Source organism: Micromonospora sp. DT178 (assembly GCF_049841695.1).
Taxonomy (GTDB): domain Bacteria; phylum Actinomycetota; class Actinomycetes; order Mycobacteriales; family Micromonosporaceae; genus Micromonospora.
Window position 1 is genome coordinate 174,881 of sequence record NZ_JBNCKV010000005.1, and the last position, 22,042, is coordinate 196,922.

The 22,042-nt window shown below is 73.0% G+C and carries 21 protein-coding genes; 16 read left to right on the forward strand and 5 right to left on the reverse strand.

Annotation, left to right across the window (positions count from 1 at the left end; translation table 11 throughout):
* The first annotated feature begins 101 nt into the window (after nucleotides 1-101).
* The 3 genes from ACLQ22_RS11655 to ACLQ22_RS11665 all read left to right on the forward strand — a co-directional run bounded on the left by ACLQ22_RS11655 (nucleotide 102) and on the right by ACLQ22_RS11665 (nucleotide 2,694).
* A complete protein-coding gene (locus tag ACLQ22_RS11655) occupies nucleotides 102-740 on the forward strand; it encodes a PadR family transcriptional regulator (RefSeq protein ID WP_121397428.1) in 639 nt (212 codons plus the stop codon).
* 23 nt (nucleotides 741-763) lie between these two features.
* On the forward strand, nucleotides 764-1,843 hold the full coding sequence (locus tag ACLQ22_RS11660) for an inositol-3-phosphate synthase (protein ID WP_121397427.1): 1,080 nt from the start codon (nucleotides 764-766) through the stop codon (nucleotides 1,841-1,843).
* 140 nt (nucleotides 1,844-1,983) lie between these two features.
* Nucleotides 1,984-2,694 (forward strand): hypothetical protein, encoded by a 711-nt coding sequence (locus tag ACLQ22_RS11665; RefSeq protein ID WP_425692285.1) that lies wholly within the window; start codon nucleotides 1,984-1,986, stop codon nucleotides 2,692-2,694.
* A gap of 37 nt (nucleotides 2,695-2,731) precedes the next feature.
* On the opposite strand, the gene ACLQ22_RS11670 is transcribed toward ACLQ22_RS11665, so the two are convergent.
* Complete coding sequence (locus ACLQ22_RS11670) at nucleotides 2,732-3,211, reverse strand: methylated-DNA--[protein]-cysteine S-methyltransferase (RefSeq protein WP_425692286.1); 480 nt, start codon at nucleotides 3,209-3,211, stop codon at nucleotides 2,732-2,734.
* A 97-nt stretch (nucleotides 3,212-3,308) separates the two neighbouring features.
* Nucleotides 3,309-3,713 (reverse strand): hypothetical protein, encoded by a 405-nt coding sequence (locus tag ACLQ22_RS11675; protein ID WP_425692287.1) that lies wholly within the window; start codon nucleotides 3,711-3,713, stop codon nucleotides 3,309-3,311.
* A 120-nt stretch (nucleotides 3,714-3,833) separates the two neighbouring features.
* Here ACLQ22_RS11675 and ACLQ22_RS11680 point away from each other — a divergent pair, with 120 nt between their 5' ends.
* From ACLQ22_RS11680 to ACLQ22_RS11695, 4 genes are all read left to right on the forward strand, one after another.
* Nucleotides 3,834-4,349, forward strand: coding sequence for a SigE family RNA polymerase sigma factor (locus tag ACLQ22_RS11680; RefSeq protein ID WP_425692288.1), 516 nt, complete (start codon nucleotides 3,834-3,836; stop codon nucleotides 4,347-4,349).
* Complete coding sequence (locus ACLQ22_RS11685; protein WP_425692289.1) at nucleotides 4,346-5,485, forward strand: hypothetical protein; 1,140 nt, start codon at nucleotides 4,346-4,348, stop codon at nucleotides 5,483-5,485. The genes ACLQ22_RS11680 and ACLQ22_RS11685 overlap by 4 nt, the downstream gene beginning before the upstream one ends.
* Before the next feature lie 63 nt (nucleotides 5,486-5,548).
* Nucleotides 5,549-6,070 carry a hypothetical protein gene (locus ACLQ22_RS11690; protein ID WP_233599726.1) on the forward strand — a complete coding sequence of 174 codons (522 nt, stop codon included), beginning with the start codon at nucleotides 5,549-5,551 and terminating at the stop codon, nucleotides 6,068-6,070.
* A 30-nt stretch (nucleotides 6,071-6,100) separates the two neighbouring features.
* On the forward strand, nucleotides 6,101-7,618 hold the full coding sequence (locus ACLQ22_RS11695; protein ID WP_425692290.1) for a flotillin family protein: 1,518 nt from the start codon (nucleotides 6,101-6,103) through the stop codon (nucleotides 7,616-7,618).
* A gap of 153 nt (nucleotides 7,619-7,771) precedes the next feature.
* On the opposite strand, the gene ACLQ22_RS11700 is transcribed toward ACLQ22_RS11695, so the two are convergent.
* Nucleotides 7,772-9,232, reverse strand: a complete 1,461-nt coding sequence (locus ACLQ22_RS11700; protein WP_425692291.1) for a CCA tRNA nucleotidyltransferase — start codon at nucleotides 9,230-9,232, stop codon at nucleotides 7,772-7,774.
* A 134-nt stretch (nucleotides 9,233-9,366) separates the two neighbouring features.
* On the opposite strand from ACLQ22_RS11700, the gene murJ reads away from it, so the two are divergent.
* The 7 genes from murJ to ACLQ22_RS11735 all read left to right on the forward strand — a co-directional run bounded on the left by murJ (nucleotide 9,367) and on the right by ACLQ22_RS11735 (nucleotide 17,894).
* The gene (gene murJ / locus ACLQ22_RS11705) at nucleotides 9,367-11,118 is read left to right on the forward strand and encodes a murein biosynthesis integral membrane protein MurJ (RefSeq protein WP_425692292.1); all 1,752 of its coding nucleotides are present in this window, start codon (nucleotides 9,367-9,369) and stop codon (nucleotides 11,116-11,118) included.
* A 460-nt stretch (nucleotides 11,119-11,578) separates the two neighbouring features.
* Complete coding sequence (locus ACLQ22_RS11710) at nucleotides 11,579-13,183, forward strand: protein kinase family protein (RefSeq protein ID WP_425692293.1); 1,605 nt, start codon at nucleotides 11,579-11,581, stop codon at nucleotides 13,181-13,183.
* Between the two features lie 64 nt (nucleotides 13,184-13,247).
* Nucleotides 13,248-14,018 carry an RNA polymerase sigma factor SigM gene (gene sigM / locus ACLQ22_RS11715; RefSeq protein WP_425692294.1) on the forward strand — a complete coding sequence of 257 codons (771 nt, stop codon included), beginning with the start codon at nucleotides 13,248-13,250 and terminating at the stop codon, nucleotides 14,016-14,018.
* A complete protein-coding gene (locus ACLQ22_RS11720) occupies nucleotides 14,015-15,094 on the forward strand; it encodes a hypothetical protein (protein ID WP_425692295.1) in 1,080 nt (359 codons plus the stop codon). Before sigM ends, ACLQ22_RS11720 begins: the two co-directional genes overlap by 4 nt.
* A 177-nt stretch (nucleotides 15,095-15,271) precedes the next feature.
* Nucleotides 15,272-16,225 (forward strand): thioredoxin-disulfide reductase, encoded by a 954-nt coding sequence (trxB, locus tag ACLQ22_RS11725; protein WP_121397414.1) that lies wholly within the window; start codon nucleotides 15,272-15,274, stop codon nucleotides 16,223-16,225.
* A gap of 31 nt (nucleotides 16,226-16,256) precedes the next feature.
* Nucleotides 16,257-16,580: a thioredoxin gene (gene trxA / locus ACLQ22_RS11730; RefSeq protein ID WP_088996685.1), complete on the forward strand. Its 324-nt coding sequence runs from the start codon at nucleotides 16,257-16,259 to the stop codon at nucleotides 16,578-16,580.
* A 150-nt stretch (nucleotides 16,581-16,730) separates the two neighbouring features.
* Complete coding sequence (locus tag ACLQ22_RS11735) at nucleotides 16,731-17,894, forward strand: N-acetylmuramoyl-L-alanine amidase (RefSeq protein WP_425692296.1); 1,164 nt, start codon at nucleotides 16,731-16,733, stop codon at nucleotides 17,892-17,894.
* Nucleotides 17,895-17,934: 40 nt separating this feature from the next.
* On the opposite strand, the gene ACLQ22_RS11740 is transcribed toward ACLQ22_RS11735, so the two are convergent.
* The gene (locus ACLQ22_RS11740) at nucleotides 17,935-18,600 is read right to left on the reverse strand and encodes a GNAT family N-acetyltransferase (RefSeq protein ID WP_425692297.1); all 666 of its coding nucleotides are present in this window, start codon (nucleotides 18,598-18,600) and stop codon (nucleotides 17,935-17,937) included.
* Between the two features lie 294 nt (nucleotides 18,601-18,894).
* On the opposite strand from ACLQ22_RS11740, the gene ACLQ22_RS11745 reads away from it, so the two are divergent.
* Together ACLQ22_RS11745 and ACLQ22_RS11750 are read left to right on the forward strand one after the other, a co-directional pair.
* A complete protein-coding gene (locus tag ACLQ22_RS11745) occupies nucleotides 18,895-20,208 on the forward strand; it encodes a PLP-dependent aminotransferase family protein (RefSeq protein WP_425692298.1) in 1,314 nt (437 codons plus the stop codon).
* A gap of 7 nt (nucleotides 20,209-20,215) precedes the next feature.
* Nucleotides 20,216-21,214, forward strand: coding sequence for a D-alanine--D-alanine ligase family protein (locus tag ACLQ22_RS11750; RefSeq protein WP_425692299.1), 999 nt, complete (start codon nucleotides 20,216-20,218; stop codon nucleotides 21,212-21,214).
* 67 nt (nucleotides 21,215-21,281) lie between these two features.
* Here the strand turns inward: ACLQ22_RS11750 and ACLQ22_RS11755 are convergent, their stop codons facing one another.
* Nucleotides 21,282-21,857 (reverse strand): DinB family protein, encoded by a 576-nt coding sequence (locus ACLQ22_RS11755; protein WP_425692300.1) that lies wholly within the window; start codon nucleotides 21,855-21,857, stop codon nucleotides 21,282-21,284.
* Nucleotides 21,858-22,042 lie beyond the last annotated feature (185 nt).

Genomic DNA, 22,042 nt, shown 5'->3' on the forward strand with positions numbered 1-22,042 from the left:
GGGGTTTGCCCTGATCACGACGATCCGCTAGCGTGCGATGTATCGGTCCGATACATCGCGGCGGTTACCGCTCCGCGTAGAGGGTACAGAGAGGATGGCCCGTGCTCGAGCTCGCCATCCTCGGCCTCCTGCAGGAGTCTCCGATGCACGGCTACGAGCTGCGCAAGGAGCTGACCGCCAAGCTCGGCGCGATCAGGGCGGCGATCAGCTACGGCTCGCTCTATCCCACGCTGCGCAGGTTGCAGGCGGCGGGCTGGATCACCGAGGCCGCGGAGGCACCCGCCACTGTCGAGGAGGTTCCCGCGCTGACCAGCCGACGAGGTCGGGTGGTCTACGAAATCACCGCGGAGGGCAAGGAACGCTTCGCCCAACTGATCGCACAGACCGGGCCGGAGACGTACGACGACACGGGTTTCGGCGTGCACTTCGCGTTCTTCGCCCGGACCGACCAGGCGACCCGACTCCGCATCCTGGAGGGTCGCCGGCGAAAGATCGAGGAACGCCGCGAGGGGCTTCGCGACGTGCTCGGCCGGGCGGCCGAGCGGCTCGACGCCTACACGCTGGAACTGCAGCGCCACGGCCTGGACGCCTGTGAGCGCGAGGTCCGCTGGCTGGAGGAGCTCATCGCCAACGAGCGCTCCGGCCGTGCCCCGACGGTCCCGTCAACCGGGACGGCCGGCGGCCGACGAGAAGACAACAGCCCGCCTCCGCCTGGAGAGTCCAGGAAAGAGCGGCCGTGATGAAGAAGAAGGAGGCAGACGCTATGGGCTCCGTCCGCGTCGCCATCGTCGGTGTGGGTAACTGCGCCTCGTCCCTCGTGCAGGGCGTGGAGTACTACCGCAACGCCGACCCGAACGACCGCGTCCCGGGTCTCATGCACGTCACCTTCGGCGACTACCACGTTTCGGACGTGCAGTTCGTCGCGGCGTTCGACGTGGACGCCAAGAAGGTGGGCATGGACCTCGCCGAGGCGATCGTCGCCAGCGAGAACAACACCATCAAGCTCTGCGACGTGCCGCCGACCGGCGTCACCGTGCAGCGCGGTCCGACCTTCGACGGTCTGGGCCAGTACTACCGCGAGATCGTCGAGGAGTCCGACGCCAAGCCGGTCGACGTCGCCCAGGCGCTGCGCGACGCGCAGGTCGACGTCGTGGTCTCGTACCTGCCGGTCGGCTCCGAGCAGGCCGACAAGTTCTACGCCCAGGCCGCGATCGACGCCGGCTGCGCGTTCGTCAACGCGCTTCCGGTCTTCATCGCCTCCGACCCTGAGTGGGCCAAGAAGTTCGAGGACGCGGGCCTGCCGATCGTCGGTGACGACATCAAGAGCCAGGTCGGCGCCACCATCGTGCACCGGGCGCTGGCGAAGCTGTTCGAGGACCGGGGCGTCGAGCTGCTGCGCACGTACCAGCTCAACTTCGGCGGCAACATGGACTTCATGAACATGCTGGAGCGCAACCGCCTGGTCTCGAAGAAGATCTCGAAGACCCAGTCGGTCACCTCGCAGATCCCGCACGAGATGAGCAAGAGCGACGTGCACATCGGCCCGTCGGACCACGTGCCGTGGCTGGACGACCGCAAGTGGGCGTACATCCGCCTGGAGGGTCGCTCCTTCGGCGACACCCCGCTCAACGCCGAGCTCAAGCTCGAGGTGTGGGACTCGCCGAACTCGGCCGGTGTCATCATCGACGCCGTCCGCGCCGCGAAGATCGCGCTGGACCGGAAGATCGGCGGCCCGATCCTGTCGGCCTCGTCGTACTTCATGAAGTCCCCGCCGGTGCAGTACGCCGACCACGACGCGCACGCCGCCGTCGAGGCGTTCATCGCCGGTGACGTCGAGCGCTGACGCGCCGACACCAGCACCATCGAGGGCCGGGTCCGTGCGGACCCGGCCCTCGCCGCGTCCGGCCCCCGCAGCCGTACGCGCGACGACCTCGCCGTCACACGGGGTCGAACGGTCGGCGACCTGCCGTTAGGCTGACCGACGTGACATCCCTCGCTCGCCGCGGCTCGCGCGGCGCGGCACTACGGGTCATCGGGGCGGTCGCCGGCGCGGTGTTCCTGCCGGTCCTCGTCGGCTGCGCGGCGCCGGGCACCGATCCGGCCACCACACCGGCAGGCGGCGTGGCTTCGCATGGCGGCGCGGCATCGGACGGCGACGTGGCATCGGCCCGCCCGGCCACCTCCGCAGCGCCGGTCGAGGCCGACTGCGTCAGGGCGGGGACGCCGGTCGCGCGCCCCGGGGACGTCGCCCGGCCCGGCGGCGGTGCCCCGGCCGCCACGTCGCGGCCACCCGGCACCCGACATCCGCTGACCGACGAGCAGCGCCGCGCGGAGGAGCTCCGCCGCCAGCAGGCGGCCAACGACGCCTTCCGGCAGCGCGGCACGCTCGCCGAGGAGGCGGCCAGCGGTGCCCGGGCCTGCGCGGCGGATGTCAGGCGAAGCCTCAACCTGCTGACCGCCGGCGGTCGGGACGAGCCCGGCCAGGGGGCCGTCCGGCGGGCGATCGTGGCGACGGGGCTGACCGAGGTCACCGTGCGGCCACCGGGTCGACTCGACCTCGGCCCCGCCGACGGGCTGGTCTTCGCGGGCTGGACCGGCCGGGCATGCGTCTTCGGCAGCGTCCGGGCGGGCGACGTCACGGTGGAGATCGGCGCGCGCATCGCCGACGGCGGCTGCCTGCCCGCCCCGGGCTGACCCGGGCGGGGTGCGGGCAGGACCGCGTCGCGTCGCCTCAGGACCAGGCGCGTCGCAGGGCGACCCCGGCCTCCAACTCCAGCAGCTTCACCTTGCGGTCCAGGCCGCCGCCGAAACCGACCAGCTTGCCGCCGGCGCCGACGATCCGGTGGCACGGCACGAGCACCGGGATCGGGTTGCGGTTGCAGGCCACCCCGACCGCGCGGGCGGCACCCGGGTCGCCGAGCCGGCGGGCCACCTCGCCGTAGGTGAGCGTCTCCCCGTACGGGATGCGGGTCATCTCCCGCCAGACGCCCCGTTCGAAGTCGGACCCACCCGGCGCCGCCAGCGGCACCGCGAAGCCGGTCAGCTCGCCCGCGAAGTACGCCCGCAGCTCCGCCAGCGCCTGTCGGGCCGCCTCGTCGCCCGGTTCCCCGGTGGCTCCGTCGACCCGGCCGAAGTGGGCCCGGCGCACGTGGGTCCCGTCGGTGGCGACGGAGAACTCGCCGATCGGGGAGTCGAGCACGGTCCAGCGCATCCCCCCATTGTCCCCCGGCGCCCGACAGGGCCTCCCGCCCGAGCCGCCGGGCGGGCCACCGTTACGTCCGGGCTGCCGACGAGAGACGTCCGGCCGGTCAGAGCAGGGTGAAGCCGAGCAGCAGGGCACCGGCGCTGAGGCTGGCACCGCCCGCGACGGTCAGCCAGATCAGCCTGTTCGGCTTCGTGTCCCGCGGTCGGGCCACCGAGAGGAAGAAGCCGAGCGGCATCAGGACGGGCGCGGCCACGAGCAGGGCGCGGATGAGCGTGCGCGTGCCGTCGGACGCGTCGGCCTGGTCCACGTAGGGCAGCACGGCCAGCGCGAAGAGGACCAGCACCCCGGCGTGCGCGTGCCCGGCCGTCCAGAGCCCACGGCGCACCGGATTGTCCAGGTAGCCGGCCTTGCGCCGGGTGAGGTGCATGAGCAGGGTCAGCCCGCCGTACGCGATCGTGACGACGGTGATCAGCAGGATGCCGGCGGTGGTCAGGGTTGCCGAGGACACGGGAACCTCCTTCTTGTCGATGTCAAGATTGGCGCTCCGCCCGAATCTTGTCAACAGCTAGATTGCTGGCGGGGGCAAAGTTCGGACGCCCGGGGGCGTCAGAGCTACCGGAGGTGGGCGGTGACCGAAGGGACCGACGGGGAGTTCACCGCGTTCGTCAACGAACGGGGAAACGTCCTGCTGCGCATCGCGTACGCCCTGGCCGGCGACCAGCACGGCGCCGAGGACCTGCTGCAGAACGCGCTGGCCAAGGCGTACGCCCGGTGGCCCCGGATCCGCGGCGACGCCGAGCCGTACGTGCGACGGATCCTCTACCACGACCAGGTCTCCGGCTGGCGGCACCGGTCCCGGCGGCCGGAGGTGCCGGTCGCGGTGCTGCCCGAGCGGGTCGGAAGCCGGGACAGCGGGCAGGACGCCGACCTGCGGATGCTGCTGCGCGACGCGCTGCTGTCGCTGCCGCCCCGGCAGCGCGCCGTGCTGACCCTGCGCTACCTGGAGGACCTCAGCGTCGAGCAGACCGCCGCGCTGCTCGGCTGCCGGGCCGGCACGGTCGCCAGCCAGACCTCGAAGGCGCTGGCCAGACTGCGACAACTGGTACCCGCCCTCGACGACAGCGTCACGGAGGAGGTCCGATGAACGGCTCCGGGGAGGACGTCCTGCGTTCGGCCGTACGGGAGATCGCGGCCGAGGCCCGGGCGGTGCCCGACCTCGCCGACCGGGCCCTGCGCCGGGGCCGACGGCTGCGTCGCCGTCGCCGCACGGCCGCGGCCGGCGGCGCCCTCGCGGCACTGGTCGCCCTCGTCGGGCCGTACGCCTGGCTGCGCCCCGGCGCAACCGAGGAGACCGCCGCCGCGGCGCCGGTCGTCACCTTGGCGGCGACGGTGTCGGCCGCCCCGCGCACGATGCCCGTCGTCCCCGCGCCGGCCGGCGACTGGACGCGTGCCGTCGTGACGCTGCCCGGCGGCTGGGTGCTCACCGGCGCCACCTCCACCGGCACCCCCGCCGAGCGTGGGTACGCCCTAGACCGCGAACGCGGCCGGTACGTCGCCGTCGACCGCCGGTACGAGGAAACCTGGGCCGCGCCCCGGGGCGGGACCGCCGCCGTCGTCGACTACGAACGCGCCGGCGAGATCGGCCTGCTCGACCTGGGCGACGGGACGGTCCGCTGGGTCCACACCGGCAGCCACATCATGACCCCGCACTGGTCGCCCGACGGGCGGCGGCTGGCGCTGACCCTGCTGGACAAGGAGAGCGCCCGGTTCTCCCTCGGCGTGCTCGACGCGGCCACCGGCGCCTACCGCACCTTCCCGGTGGACACGGACCGGTACTTCTGCACCGACCAGTGCTTCTTCACCTGGGCCCGCGACGGCCGGGAGGTCGCGCTCCAGCAGACCGACCCGGACGTCCCCCGTTCGGAGTCCCGGCCGCACGCGCGGCGGGGCGTGCAGTTCTTCTCCGCCAGCGACGGCCGGCCGACCCGGTTCGTGCCCGTCCCCGGCGACCCCGCCGGCCCCTGGTCGTGGTCGCCGGACGGCCGGCTCGTGGTGATCAAGGGCCAGGACGGCCCGGAGGTGGCGGAGGTGGCGACCGGCCGGGTGATCGGCCCGGCTCCCGCCCAGGACGCCGTGTGGGTGGCCGACGACCGGCTGCTGCACCGCGTCGGCTGGACGGCCGAGATGGCGCTGGTCGACCTCGACGGACGGGAACTGGCGCGGCAGGCCCTCCCCGCGTCGCTGGAGGTCAACCTGACCTTGGCGGTCGCGCCCCGCTGACCAGCCCCGATCGCAACGTCGGCCGGGCCGACGCCCCGGCCGACGTTGCGGGGCACCGATACCGTGCAGGCCGTGGCCACGGGGACGCTGATCTTCCTCATCATCGGCGGCGCGGGCGTCGCGGTGCTGGCGCTCGCCCTGCTCGGCGGCGAACTGCTCCATCTCGGCAATCCGGAATTCGACGGTCCGGTGTCGGTGGAGGCGGTCGCCGGGTTCACCGGAGCGCTCGGCTTCGGCGCCGCGATCGTCAACGAGCTGATCGGTGGGCGTACCCCCGGCATGATCGCGGTGGCCCTGGCCGGCGGCGTCGTCGCGGCCGTGCCCACCGCCTGGGCCGCGTCCCGGCTGAGCCGGGCGGCCCGCGACATGCGCACCGATCCCACCCCCACCCGCCACCACCTGGTCGGCGCCCTCGGCCTGGTGGTCACCCCGGTGCCCGCCGACGGCTACGGCGAGGTCCGGGTCCGGGTGGCGGGCCAGCCGGTCAAGCTCAACGCCCGCGCCGACCGACCGATCCCGGTCGGCGCCCAGATCTTCGTGGTCGAGGCGCTCAGCGAGACCAGCGTGCACGTCGAGACCTACTGAACCCCCCTCGTAAAGAAACAGGACGGTCACATGCCCCTTCTCATCGCCATCGGCGGCGCGGTCCTCCTCGTCCTCGTGCTCGTGCTCTTCGTGCTCTCCCGGATCAAGGTCGCCGGGCCGAACGAGGCCTTCATCGTCACCGGCCGCAAGGGCCGCACCACGCAGACCGCCGACGGCGGCCGGTCGACCGACAACTCCGGGCAGAAGGTCGTGCTCGGCGCGTCCGTCTTCGTCCTGCCCGTGGTGCAGAAGCTCCAGTCGCTCGACCTGTCCAGCCGGCGGATCGACGTCGGCATCAAGGGCGCGGTCAGCAAGCAGGGCATCCGCGCCGACCTGCACGGCGTCGCGATCGTGAAGGTCGGCGGCACCGAGGACGCCATCCGCGCCGCCGCGCAGCGCTTCCTGCACCAGCAGGACGAGATCGAGGACTTCACCCGGGAGGTGCTGGCCGGCGCGCTGCGCTCGATCGTCGGCCGGCTCACCGTCGAGGAGGTCATCCGGGACCGGGCGGCGTTCGCCAGCGCGGTCGCCGAGGAGGCCGAGCACTCGATGACCAACCAGGGCCTGGTGCTGGACACCTTCCAGCTCCAGGACATCCTGGCCGAGGGTTCCTACCTCCAGGACCTGGGCCGGCCGGAGGCGGCCCGGGTGCTCAAGGACGCGGCCATCGCCGAGGCGCGGGCCCGGCAGCAGGCCGAGCAGGAGCGGTTGCTCGCCGAGGAGGCCATCGCCGAGGCCAACCGAAACCTGTCGCTGAAGCAGGCCGCCATCCAGGCGGAGATCGACGCGGCCAAGGCGAAGTCCGCCGCCGCCGGGCCGCTGGCCCAGGCCGAGCGGGACCAGGCGATCCTCTCCGAGCAGCAGAAGGTCGCCGAGCGCAACGCCGAGCTCAAGCAGCGTCAGCTCGACACCGAGGTGCGCAAGCCGGCCGACGCCGCCCGGTACAAGGTGGAGCAGGAGGCCGAGGCGTCCCGCAACGCGGCCGTGCTGAACGCCGACGCGCAGCGCCAGGCCGTCATCGCCGCCGCCCAGGCCGCCGCCGAGCAGGCCCGGCTCACCGGTGAGGGCGAGCGGGCCCGCCGGGCCGCGCTGGCCGAGGCCAACGCGATCGAGGGCGCCAAGGAGGGTGAGGCCGAGCAGCGCCGCCGCTCCGCCATCGCCGAGGCGGTCGAGCGGGAGGGTGCGGCCGAGGCCGCCGCCATCCTGGCCAAGGGGCAGGCCGAGGCCGACGCGATGGCCCGCAAGGCCGAGGCCTTCGCGGCGTACGGCGAGGCCGCCGTGCTGGACCTGCTGGTCAAGGTACTGCCGCAGGTGGTCGAGGCGGCCAGCGCCCCGATCGGCGCGATCGACAAGATGACGGTCATCTCCACCGACGGCGCCTCGTCGCTGACCAAGTCGGTGGCGGGCAACGTGGCCCAGGGGCTCCAGCTCGGCAGCGACCTGACCGGCATCGACCTCGCCGGCCTGCTGGCGAAGCTCGGCTCGGCGGCGGCGACCCCGGGCAACGGCAAGCCGGCGGTCGACGGCACGGCGGTCGAGACCCGCTGACGCGACCCCGCAGCGGTCGGATCCGCTGAGTGCGACAGGGCGCCGTCCCCGGCCGGGGGCGGCGCCCTTCTCGTCTCGTCGGGCGCGGCCCACGTCGGACCGGCTCGTGAAGGTCGACGTGGTCGGTGCCGGGTCCCGTGGCGCCCGGCGGGGCTACTCGACGATGCCCTCGTCGCGGGCCCAGCGCAGCAGCTCCGCCTCGGCCTCGTCGCGGTCCAGCGGGCCGCGCTCCAGGCGCAGCTCCTTGAGGTGCTTCCAGGCCTGCCCGACGACGGGCCCCGGCGGTACGCCCAGCAGCTCCATGATGGCGTTGCCGTCCAGGTCGGGCCGGACCCGCGCCAGGTCCTCCTCGGCGGCGATCCGGGCGATCCGCTCCTCCAGCGCGTCGTAGTCGGCGGCGAGCTGGGCCGCCTTGCGCCGGTTGCGGGTGGTGCAGTCCGAACGGGTCAGCTTGTGCAGGCGCGGCAGCAGGTCACCGGCGTCGGCGACGTAGCGGCGCACCGCCGAGTCGGTCCACTCGCCCCGGCCGTAGCCGTAGAAGCGCAGGTGCAGCGCCACCAGCGCGGTGACCTTGGAGGTGATCTCCTTCGGGTAGCGCAGCGCCTTCATCCGGGCCTTGGTGAGCCGGGCGCCGACCACCTCGTGATGGTGGAAGCTGACCCGGCCGTCCGAGCCCACCGCCTTCGTCGCCGGCTTGCCGACGTCGTGCATGAGCGCGGCCATCCGCAGGACGAAGTCCGGCCCCTCGGTCTCGTACGAGACGGCGTTGCTCACCACGGTCAGGGTGTGCTCGTAGACGTCCTTGTGCTGGGCGTGCTCGTCGATCTCCAGCTTGAGCCCGGTCAGCTCCGGCAGGAAGCGCTCGGCGAGCCCGGTGTCGACCAGCAGCCGCAGCCCGGTGATCGGGTCCACGCCGCAGAGCAGCTTGGTGAACTCGTCGCGGATCCGCTCGGCCGTGATCCGGTCCAGGTCGCCGGCCATCCGGGTCATCGCCGCGTACGCGTCGGGGTGCACCGCGAAGCGCAGCTGGGCGGCGAACCGGGCCGCGCGCAGCATCCGCAGCGGGTCGTCGCCGAACGACTCCGCCGGGGTGCCCGGGGTGCGGATCACCTTGGCGGCCAGGTCGTCGAGCCCGCCGTGCGGGTCGGTGAACCGGTGCTCGGGCAGGCTGACCGCCATCGCGTTGATGGTGAAGTCGCGCCGCCGCAGGTCCTCGGCGAGGTCGGTGCCGTACTCGACGACGGGGTTGCGGCTGACCTGGTCGTAGGACTCGGCGCGGAAGGTGGTGATCTCCAGCCGCAGCCCGTCGCGCTGGCACCCGATGGTGCCGAACTCCCGGCCGGTCTCCCAGATCGACTCGGCCCAGCCGCGCACGATGCGCAGGGTCTCGTCGGGGTGCGCGTCGGTGCAGAAGTCGAGGTCGTCGCCGAGGCGGCCGAGCAGGGCGTCGCGTACCGAACCGCCCACCAGGTGCAGCTCGTGGCCGGCCCGCGCGAACCGGCGGCCCAACTCGTCGGCGACCGGGGAGACCCGGAGCAGTTCGGCGACGGCGTTGCGCTGTGCGGCGGTGAGTTCGCGGCGGTCGGCGGCGTGGGGAGCGGAGGCTTCGGACATGGGAGCGCCAGACTATCGGTCCCGGCGGGGATGCGGTCCGCCGGGCGCGGGTAACGGGTGGCCGTTGACTATCGTCTGTGACGTGCGGGCCGTGCCCCGGCTCCGACGTACCTCTCTGCCTTGGAGGCGACAAGATGAGCGGCGGTCTCTACCGCAGCGCGAACGCCGCCCAGGGCGGCGCCGCGCCCGGCCGGCCGTCAGACGGCGCCACGTTCATCTCCGCCGAGCCGCTCAACCAGCCGGCCATGGAGTCGACCGCGCCGCCGCAGGAGCAGGTGGGCGAGGCCAGCGCCGCGACCAACAGCGCGGTGATGGCGATCGGCAGCCTGGTCAGCCGCGGTACGGGCTTCCTGCGCAACCTGGTGATCGCGGCGGCGCTCGGCGGCGCACTGGTCGGTGACGCGTACACCACCGCGCAGATCCTGCCCGGGATGGTCTACGAGTTCCTGCTCGGCGGCGTCCTCACCAGCGTGCTGATCCCGGTGCTGGTGCGGCGGCGCAAGTCGGACGCGGACGGCGGCCAGGCGTACGCCCAGCGGCTGCTCACCCTGGCGGTGCTGGCGCTCGGCGTGGCCGCGTTGCTGGCAGTGTTGTCGGCATCGTGGTTGACCATGCTCTACGGCAGCGGCGAGTCGGCCGGCGAATATTCGAAGCTGGTCACGTCGTTGGCCCGCCTGATGCTGCCGATGATCTTCTTCTCCGGCCTCAGCGCGCTGATCAGCGCGGTGCTCAACACCCGGGGGCACTTCGCCGCCCCCATGTGGGCGCCGATCCTGAACAACCTGGTGGTGATCGCCACCGCCGGTCTCTACATCGCGATCTTCGGCGCGGACATCATCGAGCCGGACGAGATGACGACCGGGCGGATCCTGCTGATCGGCGGCGGCACCCTGCTCGGCGTCGCCATCCAGGCCGCCGGCCTGCTGCCGGCGCTGCGCAAGGTCGGCTTCCGCTGGAAGCTGCGCTTCGACTTCCGCGAGCTGGGCCTGCGCGAGCTGGGCCGGCTCGGGGCGTGGATGTTCTGCTACGTCGCGGTCAGCCAGATCGGCCTGATCGTGCTGTTCAACCTGCTGAACCGTGCCGGCCGGGAGAACGCCGCCGGTCCGCTGATCTACAACAACGTGTTCCTGCTGCTGATGACGGCGCACGGCATCATCGCCGTCTCGATCATCACCGCGCTGATGCCCCGGATGAGCGCCGCCGCCGCCGACGGCCGGTACGCCGACCTGGCCGCCGACCTGTCCCGGGGCACCCGGACGGTCACCGCGGTGCTCGCGCCGATCGCCGTCTGCTACGCCGTGCTCGCTTCCCCGATCGCGTTCACCCTGTTCCGGTGGGGCGCCTTCGACGAGGAGAACGCCGCCGCGACCTCGGTGGTGCTGCTCGCCGCCGCGCTCGCCCTGGTGCCGTTCGCGGTCAGCCAACTTTTCACCTTCGCCTTCTACGCCCTGCCCGACACCCGCACCCCGGCGCTGATCAACATTCCGGTGGTGGCGCTGCGCATCGGGGTGCAGATCGCGCTCTTCGTGGTTTTCTCGGCGAGCTTCGCCGGCGCCGGCATGATGATCGGCAACGCCGTCTCCTACCTGGCCGCCGCCATCGCCTCCGCCTGGCTGCTGCGTCCCCGGGTGGGTCGCATCGGCCTCGGCGAGATCATGCGCACCGGCGGGCGGGTCGCGGTCGCGGCCCTCGGCGCGGCGGTGGTCGGCCTGATCGTGGTCAAGCTGCTGCCCGGCGACGACACGCCGAGCCGCCTGGAGGCCGTCGTCCAGCTCGTGGTCGGTGGCGCGGTGATCGGCGGGACGTACCTGGGGCTGGCGATGGTCCTGCGGATCGGCGAGATCACCGAGGTCGTGGGCATGGTCCGCCGCCGGTTGGGCCGCTGACCGAAGCCCGACTCCGGAACGGCGGGCGTCCTGCGGGGGGACTCCACTCTCTGTGAACGAGGATCACCAGCCTGGGGATGCGCCTGTGGATAACTCCGCGATTCACCGCTCAGGCACCAAAAAGGCCTGTGGATAACCAGCCGTACGGCTGAGCATGGTGGCCCGGTCGGGGGGAACCCGGCAGCGTCGGCGCGATCGCCGTGTTGGCCGGCCCCCTCTCTGTGGGCGCTTGCGGTCAACCTCTAGATTGGCCAGTACATGTGCCAGCAACGTGGCTGACAACGGTAGCAACCGGACAAGTCGGCCGCCTGCCGGCAGCTCGGCCCGGGAGCGGCGCGAAGATGACATGTCGGGGAGACGGCCAACCCGGGTAAGGTCGCTCTCGACGGGTACGGCAGGCGCCGGCGCTCCGCGTCGACACCGGTCGGCCGGTTCCTTCGAAGGCAGAGCGGGAAGCCACATGCCCAGCAGCGCGGGTCCATCGATCGACACGATCACCGAGGGAGGACGGGTGACCCAGGTCGGCGAAGGTCAGGAGGCGGAGGAGAGCGCTCCTCAGGTCATGACCTTCGGTGCTCCCACGGCCGGTGAGATCCTCGCCGAGCGTTACGAGTTGGTCGAGCACATCAACAACGACAGTGCGGGTCGACTGGTCTGGCGCGGGGTCGACGTCATCCTGCGCCGCCCCGTCGCGGTCGTGCTGCGCTACCCCGGTGGCGACTCGGCCACCGAGATGCTCCAGGGCGCCGTTGCGGCCAGCCGCGTCATCCACCCCAACCTCGTCGGCGTCTACGACGCGATCGACGAGGCCGAACGGGCGTACGTGGTGCGGGAGTGGGTCGACGGGCAGTCGCTGCGCGAGCTGGTCACCGACGGGCCGCTGGACCCGGCGCGCGCCACCACCATCGGCAACGCGGTCGCCAGCGCCCTCGCCGCGGTGCACGCCACCGGCATGGTGCACGGCAACGTCCACCCCGGCACGGTGATGGTCAGTGACGACGGTCGGGTGGTGCTGGCCGACGCGCGCACCGACGGCGCCGACAGCCAGCAGAGCGACGTCCGCGCGATCGGCGGGGTCCTCTACTTCGCCCTGACCGGGCACTGGCCGCACGCCGAGGCCCCGCTGCGTGGCGCCACCGCCGGCCACGGCCGGGCCGCCATCCCCGACGCCGTACGCGACGCGGGCGGCGCGATCGCCGCTCCCCGGCAGGTGCGGGCGGGCGTGCCCGCGTACCTCGACGACCTCACCATGGACCTGCTCGACGCCGAGATCGAGCCGCCCTCGTCGGACGTGCTCGCGGCCGAGCTGGCCCGGCTGGACGTGCCGGCCGACGAGCAGTTCCTCGACAACGGCGGCCCGCTGCGCTTCACGGCCGACACGGGCGAGGAGCCGTCGCCACTCGCCGCCGCCGGCGGACGCAAGGTCGCGATCGGCATCGCCGGCCTGCTCGCGGTCGCCCTGGTCGGCCTGCTGATCGGCATCACCGCCCTGGGCGGCGGTGACGACGGACCACAGCCCAATCCGGTCGCCGCGCCCTCGTCGAACGCGCCCGCCGGCGACGCCACCCCGGCCGCCGTCACTGCCGGGCCGCTGAAGATCAGCAATGCCCGGATCATCGACCCGGAGGGCGACCGGACCGAGGTCAGGAACGCCGACAAGGTGTTCGACGGGGATGTGGACGAGGGCTGGGAGACCCAGACCTACAAGGGTCGGGCCAACTTCGGCAACCTCAAGAAGGGCATGGGTGTCTGGGTCGACCTCGGCGGCGAGCACACGGTCAAGTCCGTGCAGGTCATTCTCTCCGCCCGGGGCGCCTCCGCCCAGCTCTACGCCGGCACCACCGACCGGCCGTCGTCGTCTTCCGGTGACGCCCAGCTCTTCGCGGACTACAAGAAGACGGCGATCGGCCAGCCGTTCGAGGAGCACGAAGGCACCAAGATGACCTTCAACGGCTTCAACGCCGACGTGAAGTACCGCTACCTGCTGTTCTGGATCACCGAGCTGCCTTCGAGCGACGGCGGCTTCAAGCTCGGCGTCCAGGAGATCACGGTCCAGGGATCGTGAGGCGGCCACCGCGCTCCGGGCACCGCATCCGCCGGACGTGGTGATGGGCGTACGCGGGGAAGGGGTGACCGGTGGACCAGCGGGTCCGCCGGTCTCGTCGTCGGTGCCGCCGCCCGGGGCGGCGGACCTCGACCTCCTGCACGCCCACGTGGCCGGCGATCCGCACGCCTTCGCCGAGCTCTTCCACCGCCACCGGGACCGGCTCTGGGCGGTGGCCCTGCGCACGCTCGGCGACCGCGAGGAGGCCGCCGACGCCCTCCAGGACGCCCTGCTGTCCGCCCACCGCGCCGCCGGCCGGTTCCGGGGCGACTCGGCGGTCACCACCTGGCTGCACCGGATCGTGGTGAACGCGTGCCTGGACCGGATCCGCCGCCGCCAGGCGCACCCGACGGTGCCGCTGCCGGACGGGGTCCGGGACACCGATTCCGGCACCGGGGGCGTCGAGCCGGCGGCACCCGTCCAGGACCACGACACGGCGCTCGTGGTCCGGCAGGCGCTCGCCGAGCTGCCGCCCGAGCAGCGCGCGGCGCTGATCCTGGTCGACGTGCAGGGCTACCCCGTCGCCGAGGTGGCCCGGATCCTCAACGTGGCAGAGGGGACGGTCAAGAGCCGGTGCGCCCGGGGCCGGGCCCGCCTGGCGACGCAGCTCGGGCACCTGCGCCCCCGGGCCACGACGCAGCAGACGGAGCCGCGGTCCACCCCGCAGCGGGCGGAGCCGGCCCCGACGACGGATCCGAACGTGCCGGCCGTCACCCGAGGGAACCCGCGGTCGCCCGAGGGCGTCCGATCGGGGTCGGGACGGTCCCGGCGGGATCTCCACCAGGAGGACGCGTGACTGCCGGGGGGTACAGGGAGGTCGACCACGACCTGCTCGCCGACTACCTCGGCGGGGCGCTGGACGGCACCCCGGACGAGGATCTCGTCGCCCGACTGGTCGACGAGGACGCCGACTGGGCGCAGGCGTACGCGCTGCTGGCCCCGGCCGTGGCGGACGTCCGCGCGGACCTGGCCGCCTGGGGCGCGTCCGCGCCCGAGATGCCGGCCGACGTCGCCGACCGGATCGTCGCCGCCCTGGCCCACGTCACCGCGTCCGGCCCCGGCACCGTCGACTCCGCCGCTCCGGACCCATCCGGGCCGGGCCAAGCCGAGCCGGGCGGCCGTGGGGCGGAGGACGACGCGGCGTCCGCCGGGGAACGGCCCGAGGGACAGCCGGCGGTCAGGACGGGCATCGGGGCGGTGCCGACGCAGCCGCTCGGCGGGTCCGGGAGACGTCCTGCCGGCGTACCCCGGTCGGAGCCGGGCCGCGGCGGGGCCACCGGGCCGGGCCGACGGCGGCGCCGCTGGACCCGGCTGGCCGGGCCGGTCGCGCTGGCCGCCGTGTCGATCGCGGCGGTCGGCCTCGGCGTCAGCCAGCTCACCGGGGACGGGCAGACGGGCGGAGCCGCGGACTCGGCGTTGCCCGGGGCCGTGCCCCGTGAGGACGCCGGCCCCGCCGCCGCCACGCCGTTCCGGATCTCCGGCGAGCCGTCGGTGCGCAGCGGGACGGACTACACGCCGGAGTCCCTGGCCGCCCTTCCGTCGTCGCCGAAGTCACGACCGTTCACCGGCGGTCCGTCCGTGGAGCAGCCCGGCGTCCAGGCGGAGGGCGGGCGGCTGCCCGGCTCCGTCACCGGGCTCGACCGGCTCACCGACCCCGCCGCACTCGGCGCCTGCATCGGCGAGATCAAGGCCGAGCACGGCCGGGGCCCGCTGGTGGTCGAGGTGGTCGACTACGCCCGGTTCCAGGGCCGTCCGGCGCTGATCGTGCGCTTCACCGACGCCACGGGAGCGCACTGGGCCTGGGCGAGCGGACCGGAATGCGGTGTGCCCGGGTCCGGCTCGGACAGCCGTTACCGCACGCGGGTAGGGTGAATTCGCGGTCACCGGGCGTTTGACCGTCCACGTGACCTGACCCACCGGATGACCGGCTCGGGAATCCCCGGTTCGTACGATGACGTTCTGCACATCGAAGTGCCGGCACCGAGGGGCGTCGGCATCGGATCGGCATCGGTGCGCGCCGATGGCGAACAACACAATCGGGAGACGGCAGTGGACGAGGTCCGCAACCTGATCATCATCGGCTCCGGGCCGGCCGGTTACACGGCGGCGGTCTACGCGGCGCGCGCCAACCTCAAGCCGCTCATCATCGAGGGCGTGCAGTCCGGCGGTGCGCTGATGACGACGACCGAGGTGGAGAACTTCCCCGGTTTCGCCGACGGCATTCTCGGCCCCGAGCTGATGGACAACATGCGCAAGCAGGCCGAGCGGTTCGGCGCGGAGTTCCTCACCGACGACGTGACGCGGGTCGAGCTGAAGGACACCGGCAGCCTGGGTTCCGACGCCGTCAGCACCGTCTGGGTGGGCCAGACCGCGTACCGGGCCAGGGCGGTCATCCTCACCACCGGCTCCGCGTGGCGTCCGCTCGGCGTGCCCGGCGAGCAGGAGTACCTGGGCCACGGCGTCTCGTCCTGCGCGACCTGTGACGGCTTCTTCTTCCGCAACCAGCACATCGTGGTCGTCGGCGGCGGTGACTCGGCGATGGAGGAGGCCAGCTTCCTCACCCGGTTCGCCGACTCGGTCACCATCATCCACCGCCGGGACTCCTTCCGGGCCAGCAAGATCATGGCCGAGCGGGCGCTGAGCAACGACAAGATCAAGGTCGAGTGGAACACCGTGGTCGAGGAGATCCTCGGCGACGACGGCAAGGTCTGCGGGGTGCGGGTGCGCAACACGCACACCGGCGAGTCCAAGGTCCTCGACGTCACCGGCGTCTTCGTGGCCATCGGTCACGACCCGCGCAGCGAGCTCTTCCGGGGGCAGGTGGAACTCGACGACGAGGGCTACGTGAAGGTCCAGGCGCCCAGCACCCGGACCAGCGTGCCCGGCGTCTTCGCCGCCGGCGACCTGGTGGACCACACGTACCGGCAGGCGATCACCGCTGCCGGCACGGGCTGTGCCGCCGCGCTGGACGCCGAGCGCTTCATCGCCACGCTGCAGGGCTGAACAACCGAAAACATCCCGGAGGAGGGTCATAGTGGGAGCAACGAAGTCGGTCACCGACGCGAGTTTCGCCGCCGACGTGCTGAAGTCCGACAAGCCGGTTCTGGTGGACTTCTGGGCCGAGTGGTGCGGCCCGTGCCGCAAGGTGTCGCCGCTGCTGGAGGAGATCGCCGGCGAGATGGGCGACCAGGTCACCATCGTCAAGCTCAACATCGACGAGAACCCGGAGACCGCCCGCACCTACCGGGTGATGTCGGTCCCCACCCTCACCGTCTTCAAGAACGGCGAGCCGGTGCAGTCGATCGCCGGCGCGAAGCCGAAGGGCGAGCTCGTCAAGCTCATCGAATCGGCGCTCTGAGCAGCACCGAAACGCGTCGACCCCGTACCCGGTCCGCCGGGCACGGGGTCGACGCGTTTTTCCCGACGTGGGGCACCCGGAGCCCCCGGAGCGCATAACCTCAAGCCGGGGCCGCCCGGCCAGCAACCGTCCGTGCAGAGGGGGTCGTGCGTGCGTCCGATCCGACCCGGTGACCGTGGACCCGCCGTCACCGAAATCCGTACGGTGCTGACCGGCCTCGACCTGCTCGCCCCGACGGCGGCGGGCGCCGACGAGTTCGACCCGCACACCGAACGGGCCGTGCGGGCCTTCCAGCAGTCGCGTGGACTCAGCGTGGACGGCCGGGTCGGTGCGGAGACCTGGCGGGCCCTCGACGCCGCCCGCTGGCGGCTCGGCGCCCGCACGCTCTACCACGCCGTGCCGGAGCCGCTCACCGGTGAGGACGTCCGCTCGCTCCAGGAGCGGCTGCTGGAGATGGGGTACGACGTCGGGCGCGCGGACGCCATCTACGGCGTACGGACCTCCCGGGCGGTCGCCCAGTTCCAGCGCGAGGTCGGGCTCACTCCCGACGGCTCGTGCGGTCCGCACACCATGAACGCGCTGCGCCGGCTCGGCCGCAAGGTCGTCGGCGGCCGACCGCAGTGGCTGCGCGAGTCCGACGCCATCCGGCAGTCCGGCCCGACGCTGGTGGGCCGGACCGTCGTCATCGACCCCGGGCACGGGGGCACCGACCCGGGCGTGGTGGTGCCGGACGGGTCGCTGCGGTGGACCGAGGCGGATCTCGTGCACGACCTGGCCAGCCGGTTGGAGGGCAGGCTCGCCGCCGCCGGCGTCCGGGTGCAGCTCACCCGCGGGCCGTCTCCCGAGGACTGCCTGCCCGACGTCGGCCGGGCGGAGCTGGCCAACTCGCTCGGCGCCGACGTGTTCATCTCGCTGCACCTCGACGAGCACGTCAACCCGGAGGCCGAGGGGGTGGCGACCTACCACTACGGCACCGACAACGGGGTGACCTCGGCGACCGGGGAACGGCTGGCCGGGCTGGTGCAGCGGGAGATCGTCGCCCGCACCGGGCTGCGCGACTGCCGTACGCACGCGAAGGCGTGGGACCTCCTCCGGCTCACCCGGATGCCGGCCGTACGCGTCGAGGTCGGTTACCTCACCTCGCCCGCCGACCGGGCCCGACTGGTCGACCCCCGGTTCCGGGACAGGGTGGTGGAGGCCGTCGTCGCCGCCGTGCAGCGCATGTACTTCCCCGTCGAGCGGGACGTCCCCACCGGTTCGATCGACGTGAGCGCACTGCGGGCGGTGGTGGCCGCCGGCACGGTGGTGGACTGATCCCGCTGCCGCCTGTCGCCCGGAGTCGCCCGGCGTGGGGTCAGCCGGCGGTCGAGCGGGTGGCCGGGGCCGGACGGACCGGGCGGAGCAGCGTCTCGGGGCTCATCGAGCCGAGCAGCTTCTCCAGCGCGTACTCGACGTCGGACTTCCAGCTCAACGCCGTACGCAGCTCCAACCGCAGGCGGGGGAAGCGCGGGTGCGGGCGGACCGTCTTGAAGCCCACGGAGAGGAAGAAGTCGGCCGGGGCGACGCAGGTGCCGGCGGGGTCGGCCGCGTCGCCGAACTTGGCGTCGCCGAATGCCTCGATCGCCTTGATGCCGCGCTTGGTGAGGTCCCGGGCGACGCCCTGGACCAGCATCCGGCCCAGCCCGCCGCCGGCGAAGGCGGGCACCACGTTGGCCGTCATCAGCAGCGCGGCGTCGGCGGAGACCGGGGAGGTGGGGAAGGCCATCGAGCGGGGCACGTAGGCCGGCGGGGCGTACAGGACGAAGCCGGCCGCCATGCCGTCGACGTAGACGAGCTTGCCGCAGGAGCCCCACTCCAGCAGCGTCTGCGAGACCCAGGCCTCCTTCTCCAGCCCCGGGTCACCCCCGGCGCAGGCCCGGTCCGCCGATACCGGATCAAGCTCCCAGTAGACGCACTGCCGGCACGGACGGGGCAGGTCCTCCAGGGTGTCGAGGGTCAAGCTGACCAGACGTCGCGACATTGGTGCATCCCCACACTAGGCTCGGAGGTGAGACCGGCACGGAACGACAACGCCGCCTTCCTGCCCCCGACGAGCGATCGTACGCCGCAAACGGACGCCGCGGGAGGGGACGCGCGAATGCCCCTCCTTCTGGGGCGCCGGCCGGGGTCCGCGATGTGGACGCCGCTCACGTCGCGGTTACGCCCCTGGCAGACGGCGACTAGGATCGACACTCGGCGTCCCGCGTCGCCATGGTCGCAGGTGTCCCGGGTACGCCGGGGCGGGAGCCACCCGAGCAGCCATCGAGGTGATGTCATGACCGGCACGACGCTCGACGACTACACCGACCGGTACGCCCGCCGCGTACGGGGCATGACCGCCTCCGAGATCCGCGCGCTCTTCGCGGTGGCGAGTCGGCCGGAGGTGGTCTCGCTCGCCGGTGGCGCCCCCTACATCGCGGCGCTTCCGCTCGACGCGGTCGGCGAGATGCTCGGCCGACTCGGCGCCGAGCACGGCGCCACCACCCTCCAGTACGGCATCGGCCAGGGCACCCTGGAGCTGCGCGAGCGGATCTGCGAGGTGATGGCGCTCTCCGGCATCGACGCCGCCTGCGGCGCCTCCCCGGACGACGTGGTGGTCACCGTGGGCGGGCAGCAGGCCCTCGACCTGGTGGCCCGGCTCTTCCTCGACCCCGGGGACGTGGTGCTCGCCGAGGGCCCGACCTACGTCGGCGCGCTCGGGGTGTTCCAGGCCGCCCAGGCGCAGGTCGTGCACGTGCCGATGGACGACGACGGGCTGATCCCGGAGGCGCTGGAGGCGGTCATCGCCGAGCAGGCGCGGGCCGGCCGGCGGGTCAAGTTCCTCTACACCATCCCGACCTACCAGAACCCGACCGGCGTGACGCTGACCGAACAGCGGCGGGAGCGGGTGCTCGACATCTGCGAGCGCGCCGGCCTGCTGGTGGTCGAGGACGACCCGTACGGTCAGCTGGGTTTCGAGGGGGACGCGCCGGCACCGCTGCGCGCGCGGCGCCGCGACGGGGTCTTCTACCTCAGCACCTTCTCCAAGACCTTCGCCCCCGGCCTGCGGGTCGGCTGGATCCTCGCGCCGCACGCCGTCCGCGACAAGCTGGTCATCGCCAGCGAGGCGCAGATCCTCTGCCCGAGCGGCTACGCGCAGGCCGCCGTCTCCACCTACCTCGGCACCATGCCCTGGCGGGAGCAGCTCAAGGTCTACCGCGAGGTCTACCGGGAACGGCGCGATGCGATGCTCGCCGCGCTGGACGACCTGATGCCCGCCGGCACGACGTGGACGACGCCGGCCGGCGGCCTCTTCGTCTGGGCGACCCTGCCCGACGGCCTCGACTCCAAGGCGATGATGCCCCGGGCCATCGCCGCCCGGGTGGCGTACGTCCCGGGCACCGGCTTCTACGCCGACGGCACCGGCACCGGCAACATGCGGCTCAACTTCTCGTTCCCGTCCCCGGAGCGGATCCGCGAGGGCGTGCGCCGGTTGGCCGGCGTGATGGAGCAGGACATCGCCATGCGGCGGGTCTTCGGCACGGTCGGCCGCCCCGGAGCGCGGCGCGGGCAGGCCGGCTCGGACACGCCGGGACCCGACTTGGCATGATTCCGGCATGGTTCCCACCGCTGCCGACCGTCCCGTCGTGACCGACTCCGCCGTCACCGCCGACCTGCGGGTGCTGGTGCTCGCCGGGGGGCTCTCCTACGAACGTGACGTCTCGCTGCGGTCCGGTCGCCGGGTGCTCGACGCGCTGCGCGCCGTCGGGATGGACGCCGAGCTGCGGGACGCCGACGTGGCGCTGCTGCCGGCCCTGAGCGCCGACCCGCCGGACGCCGTCGTGATCGCCCTGCACGGCGCCACGGGTGAGGACGGGTCGCTGCGCGGCGTGCTGGACCTCTGCGGCATCCCGTACGTGGGGTGCGACGCGCGTGCGTCCCGGCTCGCCTGGGACAAGCCCTCGGCCAAGGCGGTGCTCCGCGAGGCGGGCATCCCGACTCCGGACTGGGTCGCCCTTCCGCATGACCGCTTCTCGGAGCTGGGCGCCGTGGCGGTGCTGGACCGGATCGTCGAACGGCTGGGACTGCCGCTCATGGTGAAGCCCGCCCAGGGCGGTTCGGGGCTGGGCGCCGCCGTGGTCCGGGACGCCGCGTCCCTGCCGGCCGCGATGGTCGGCTGCTTCGCGTACGACCCGACGGCGCTGGTCGAGCGGTACGTGCCCGGCATGGACGTGGCGGTCTCGGTGGTCGACCTGGGCGACGGACCGCGCGCCCTGCCCGCCGTGGAGATCGTGCCCCGCAACGGCGTCTACGACTACGCCGCCCGCTACACCGCCGGCCGCACGACCTGGCACACCCCCGCCCGGCTGGAGCCGGAGGTGGCCGGCGCGGTGGCCGACGTCGCGCTGGCCGCACACACCGCGCTGGGGCTGCGCGACCTGAGCCGCGTCGACCTGATCGTGGACTCCGCCGGGCAGCCGCACGTGCTGGAGGTCAACGTCTCGCCGGGGATGACCGAGACCTCGCTGCTGCCGCTCGCGGTCCAGGCCGCCGGCTTGGACTTCGGCAGGATGGTCGGCACCCTGGTGGCCCGCGCCGCGACCCGGCGCCCCTGACCGACCGGTTCCCGAGCCGGTGATGCGGGCGCCCGCCGTCATCTGGCTTCCACGATCGGCAGAGAAATTAGTTGCCGCGTTTGCCGGCGTCGAGGGCGGCCTGCTCCACCCGCTGGCGGTGGTCCCGCCACCACGACTCGTCGGCGGGGGGCAGGTTGTCGTTCCTGGGCAGCAGCCCGGCCGCGCCGTCGATGAGTTCGCGCACGATGTCAGCGTGGCCGGCGTGCCGTTGTGTTTCCGCGGTGACGTGAACCAGGACGTGGTGCAACGTAACCGCTGCGTCGCCCCACCACGGCACGCGGCCGACCTCATCCAGTGCGAGGGCTTCGATGGTGGTGTCGGCGTGGGCGATCACGCGACGGTACAGTCCGACGATCTCCTCGCGGGTCTCATCCGCGGTCGCCCACATGTCGGCATTGGTCTCGGCTCCGTCGCCGACGTACGGCAGCTCCTGCTCGAACGGCCGGCCGAACACGACGCCGAAGTAGAGGGACTCACAGACCGCCGAGTGCTTCACCAGACCGAGCAGGTTGGTCCCGGTCGGGGTCAGCGGGCGCCGGATGTCGTACTCGCTGAGCCCTTCGAGCTTCCACAGCAGCGCGTCGCGGCCGCCCTTGAGGTAGCTGTGCAGGTCTGCCTTCATGGCGGCACTATGGCATCCGGTCACAGGTCGCGCTGCCCCGGACGATCCGCAGAGCTCATGACCGGCAGGACGCGCCCTAGGTGCCCGACCGCCCGGCGTCCGTGGCGGACGTCTCGCTCTCCGGCTCCTGTGCCGGCGGGGTCTCCTCGGCGGACTCGATCACGGACACCGCCTCGCCCTCCGTC

Coding starts and splice junctions, on each gene's coding strand:
- ACLQ22_RS11685 (WP_425692289.1), top strand. CDS start 4,346: ATGAACGGCTCCGGGGAGGACGTCCTGCGTTCGGCCGTACGGGAGATC.
- ACLQ22_RS11750 (WP_425692299.1), top strand. CDS start 20,216: ATGGTTCCCACCGCTGCCGACCGTCCCGTCGTGACCGACTCCGCCGTC.
- ACLQ22_RS11755 (WP_425692300.1), bottom strand. CDS start 21,857: ATGAAGGCAGACCTGCACAGCTACCTCAAGGGCGGCCGCGACGCGCTG.
- ACLQ22_RS11700 (WP_425692291.1), bottom strand. CDS start 9,232: ATGTCCGAAGCCTCCGCTCCCCACGCCGCCGACCGCCGCGAACTCACC.
- ACLQ22_RS11740 (WP_425692297.1), bottom strand. CDS start 18,600: ATGTCGCGACGTCTGGTCAGCTTGACCCTCGACACCCTGGAGGACCTG.
- ACLQ22_RS11695 (WP_425692290.1), top strand. CDS start 6,101: ATGCCCCTTCTCATCGCCATCGGCGGCGCGGTCCTCCTCGTCCTCGTG.
- ACLQ22_RS11745 (WP_425692298.1), top strand. CDS start 18,895: ATGACCGGCACGACGCTCGACGACTACACCGACCGGTACGCCCGCCGC.
- ACLQ22_RS11710 (WP_425692293.1), top strand. CDS start 11,579: ATGCCCAGCAGCGCGGGTCCATCGATCGACACGATCACCGAGGGAGGA.
- ACLQ22_RS11660 (WP_121397427.1), top strand. CDS start 764: ATGGGCTCCGTCCGCGTCGCCATCGTCGGTGTGGGTAACTGCGCCTCG.
- murJ (WP_425692292.1), top strand. CDS start 9,367: ATGAGCGGCGGTCTCTACCGCAGCGCGAACGCCGCCCAGGGCGGCGCC.
- ACLQ22_RS11670 (WP_425692286.1), bottom strand. CDS start 3,211: ATGCGCTGGACCGTGCTCGACTCCCCGATCGGCGAGTTCTCCGTCGCC.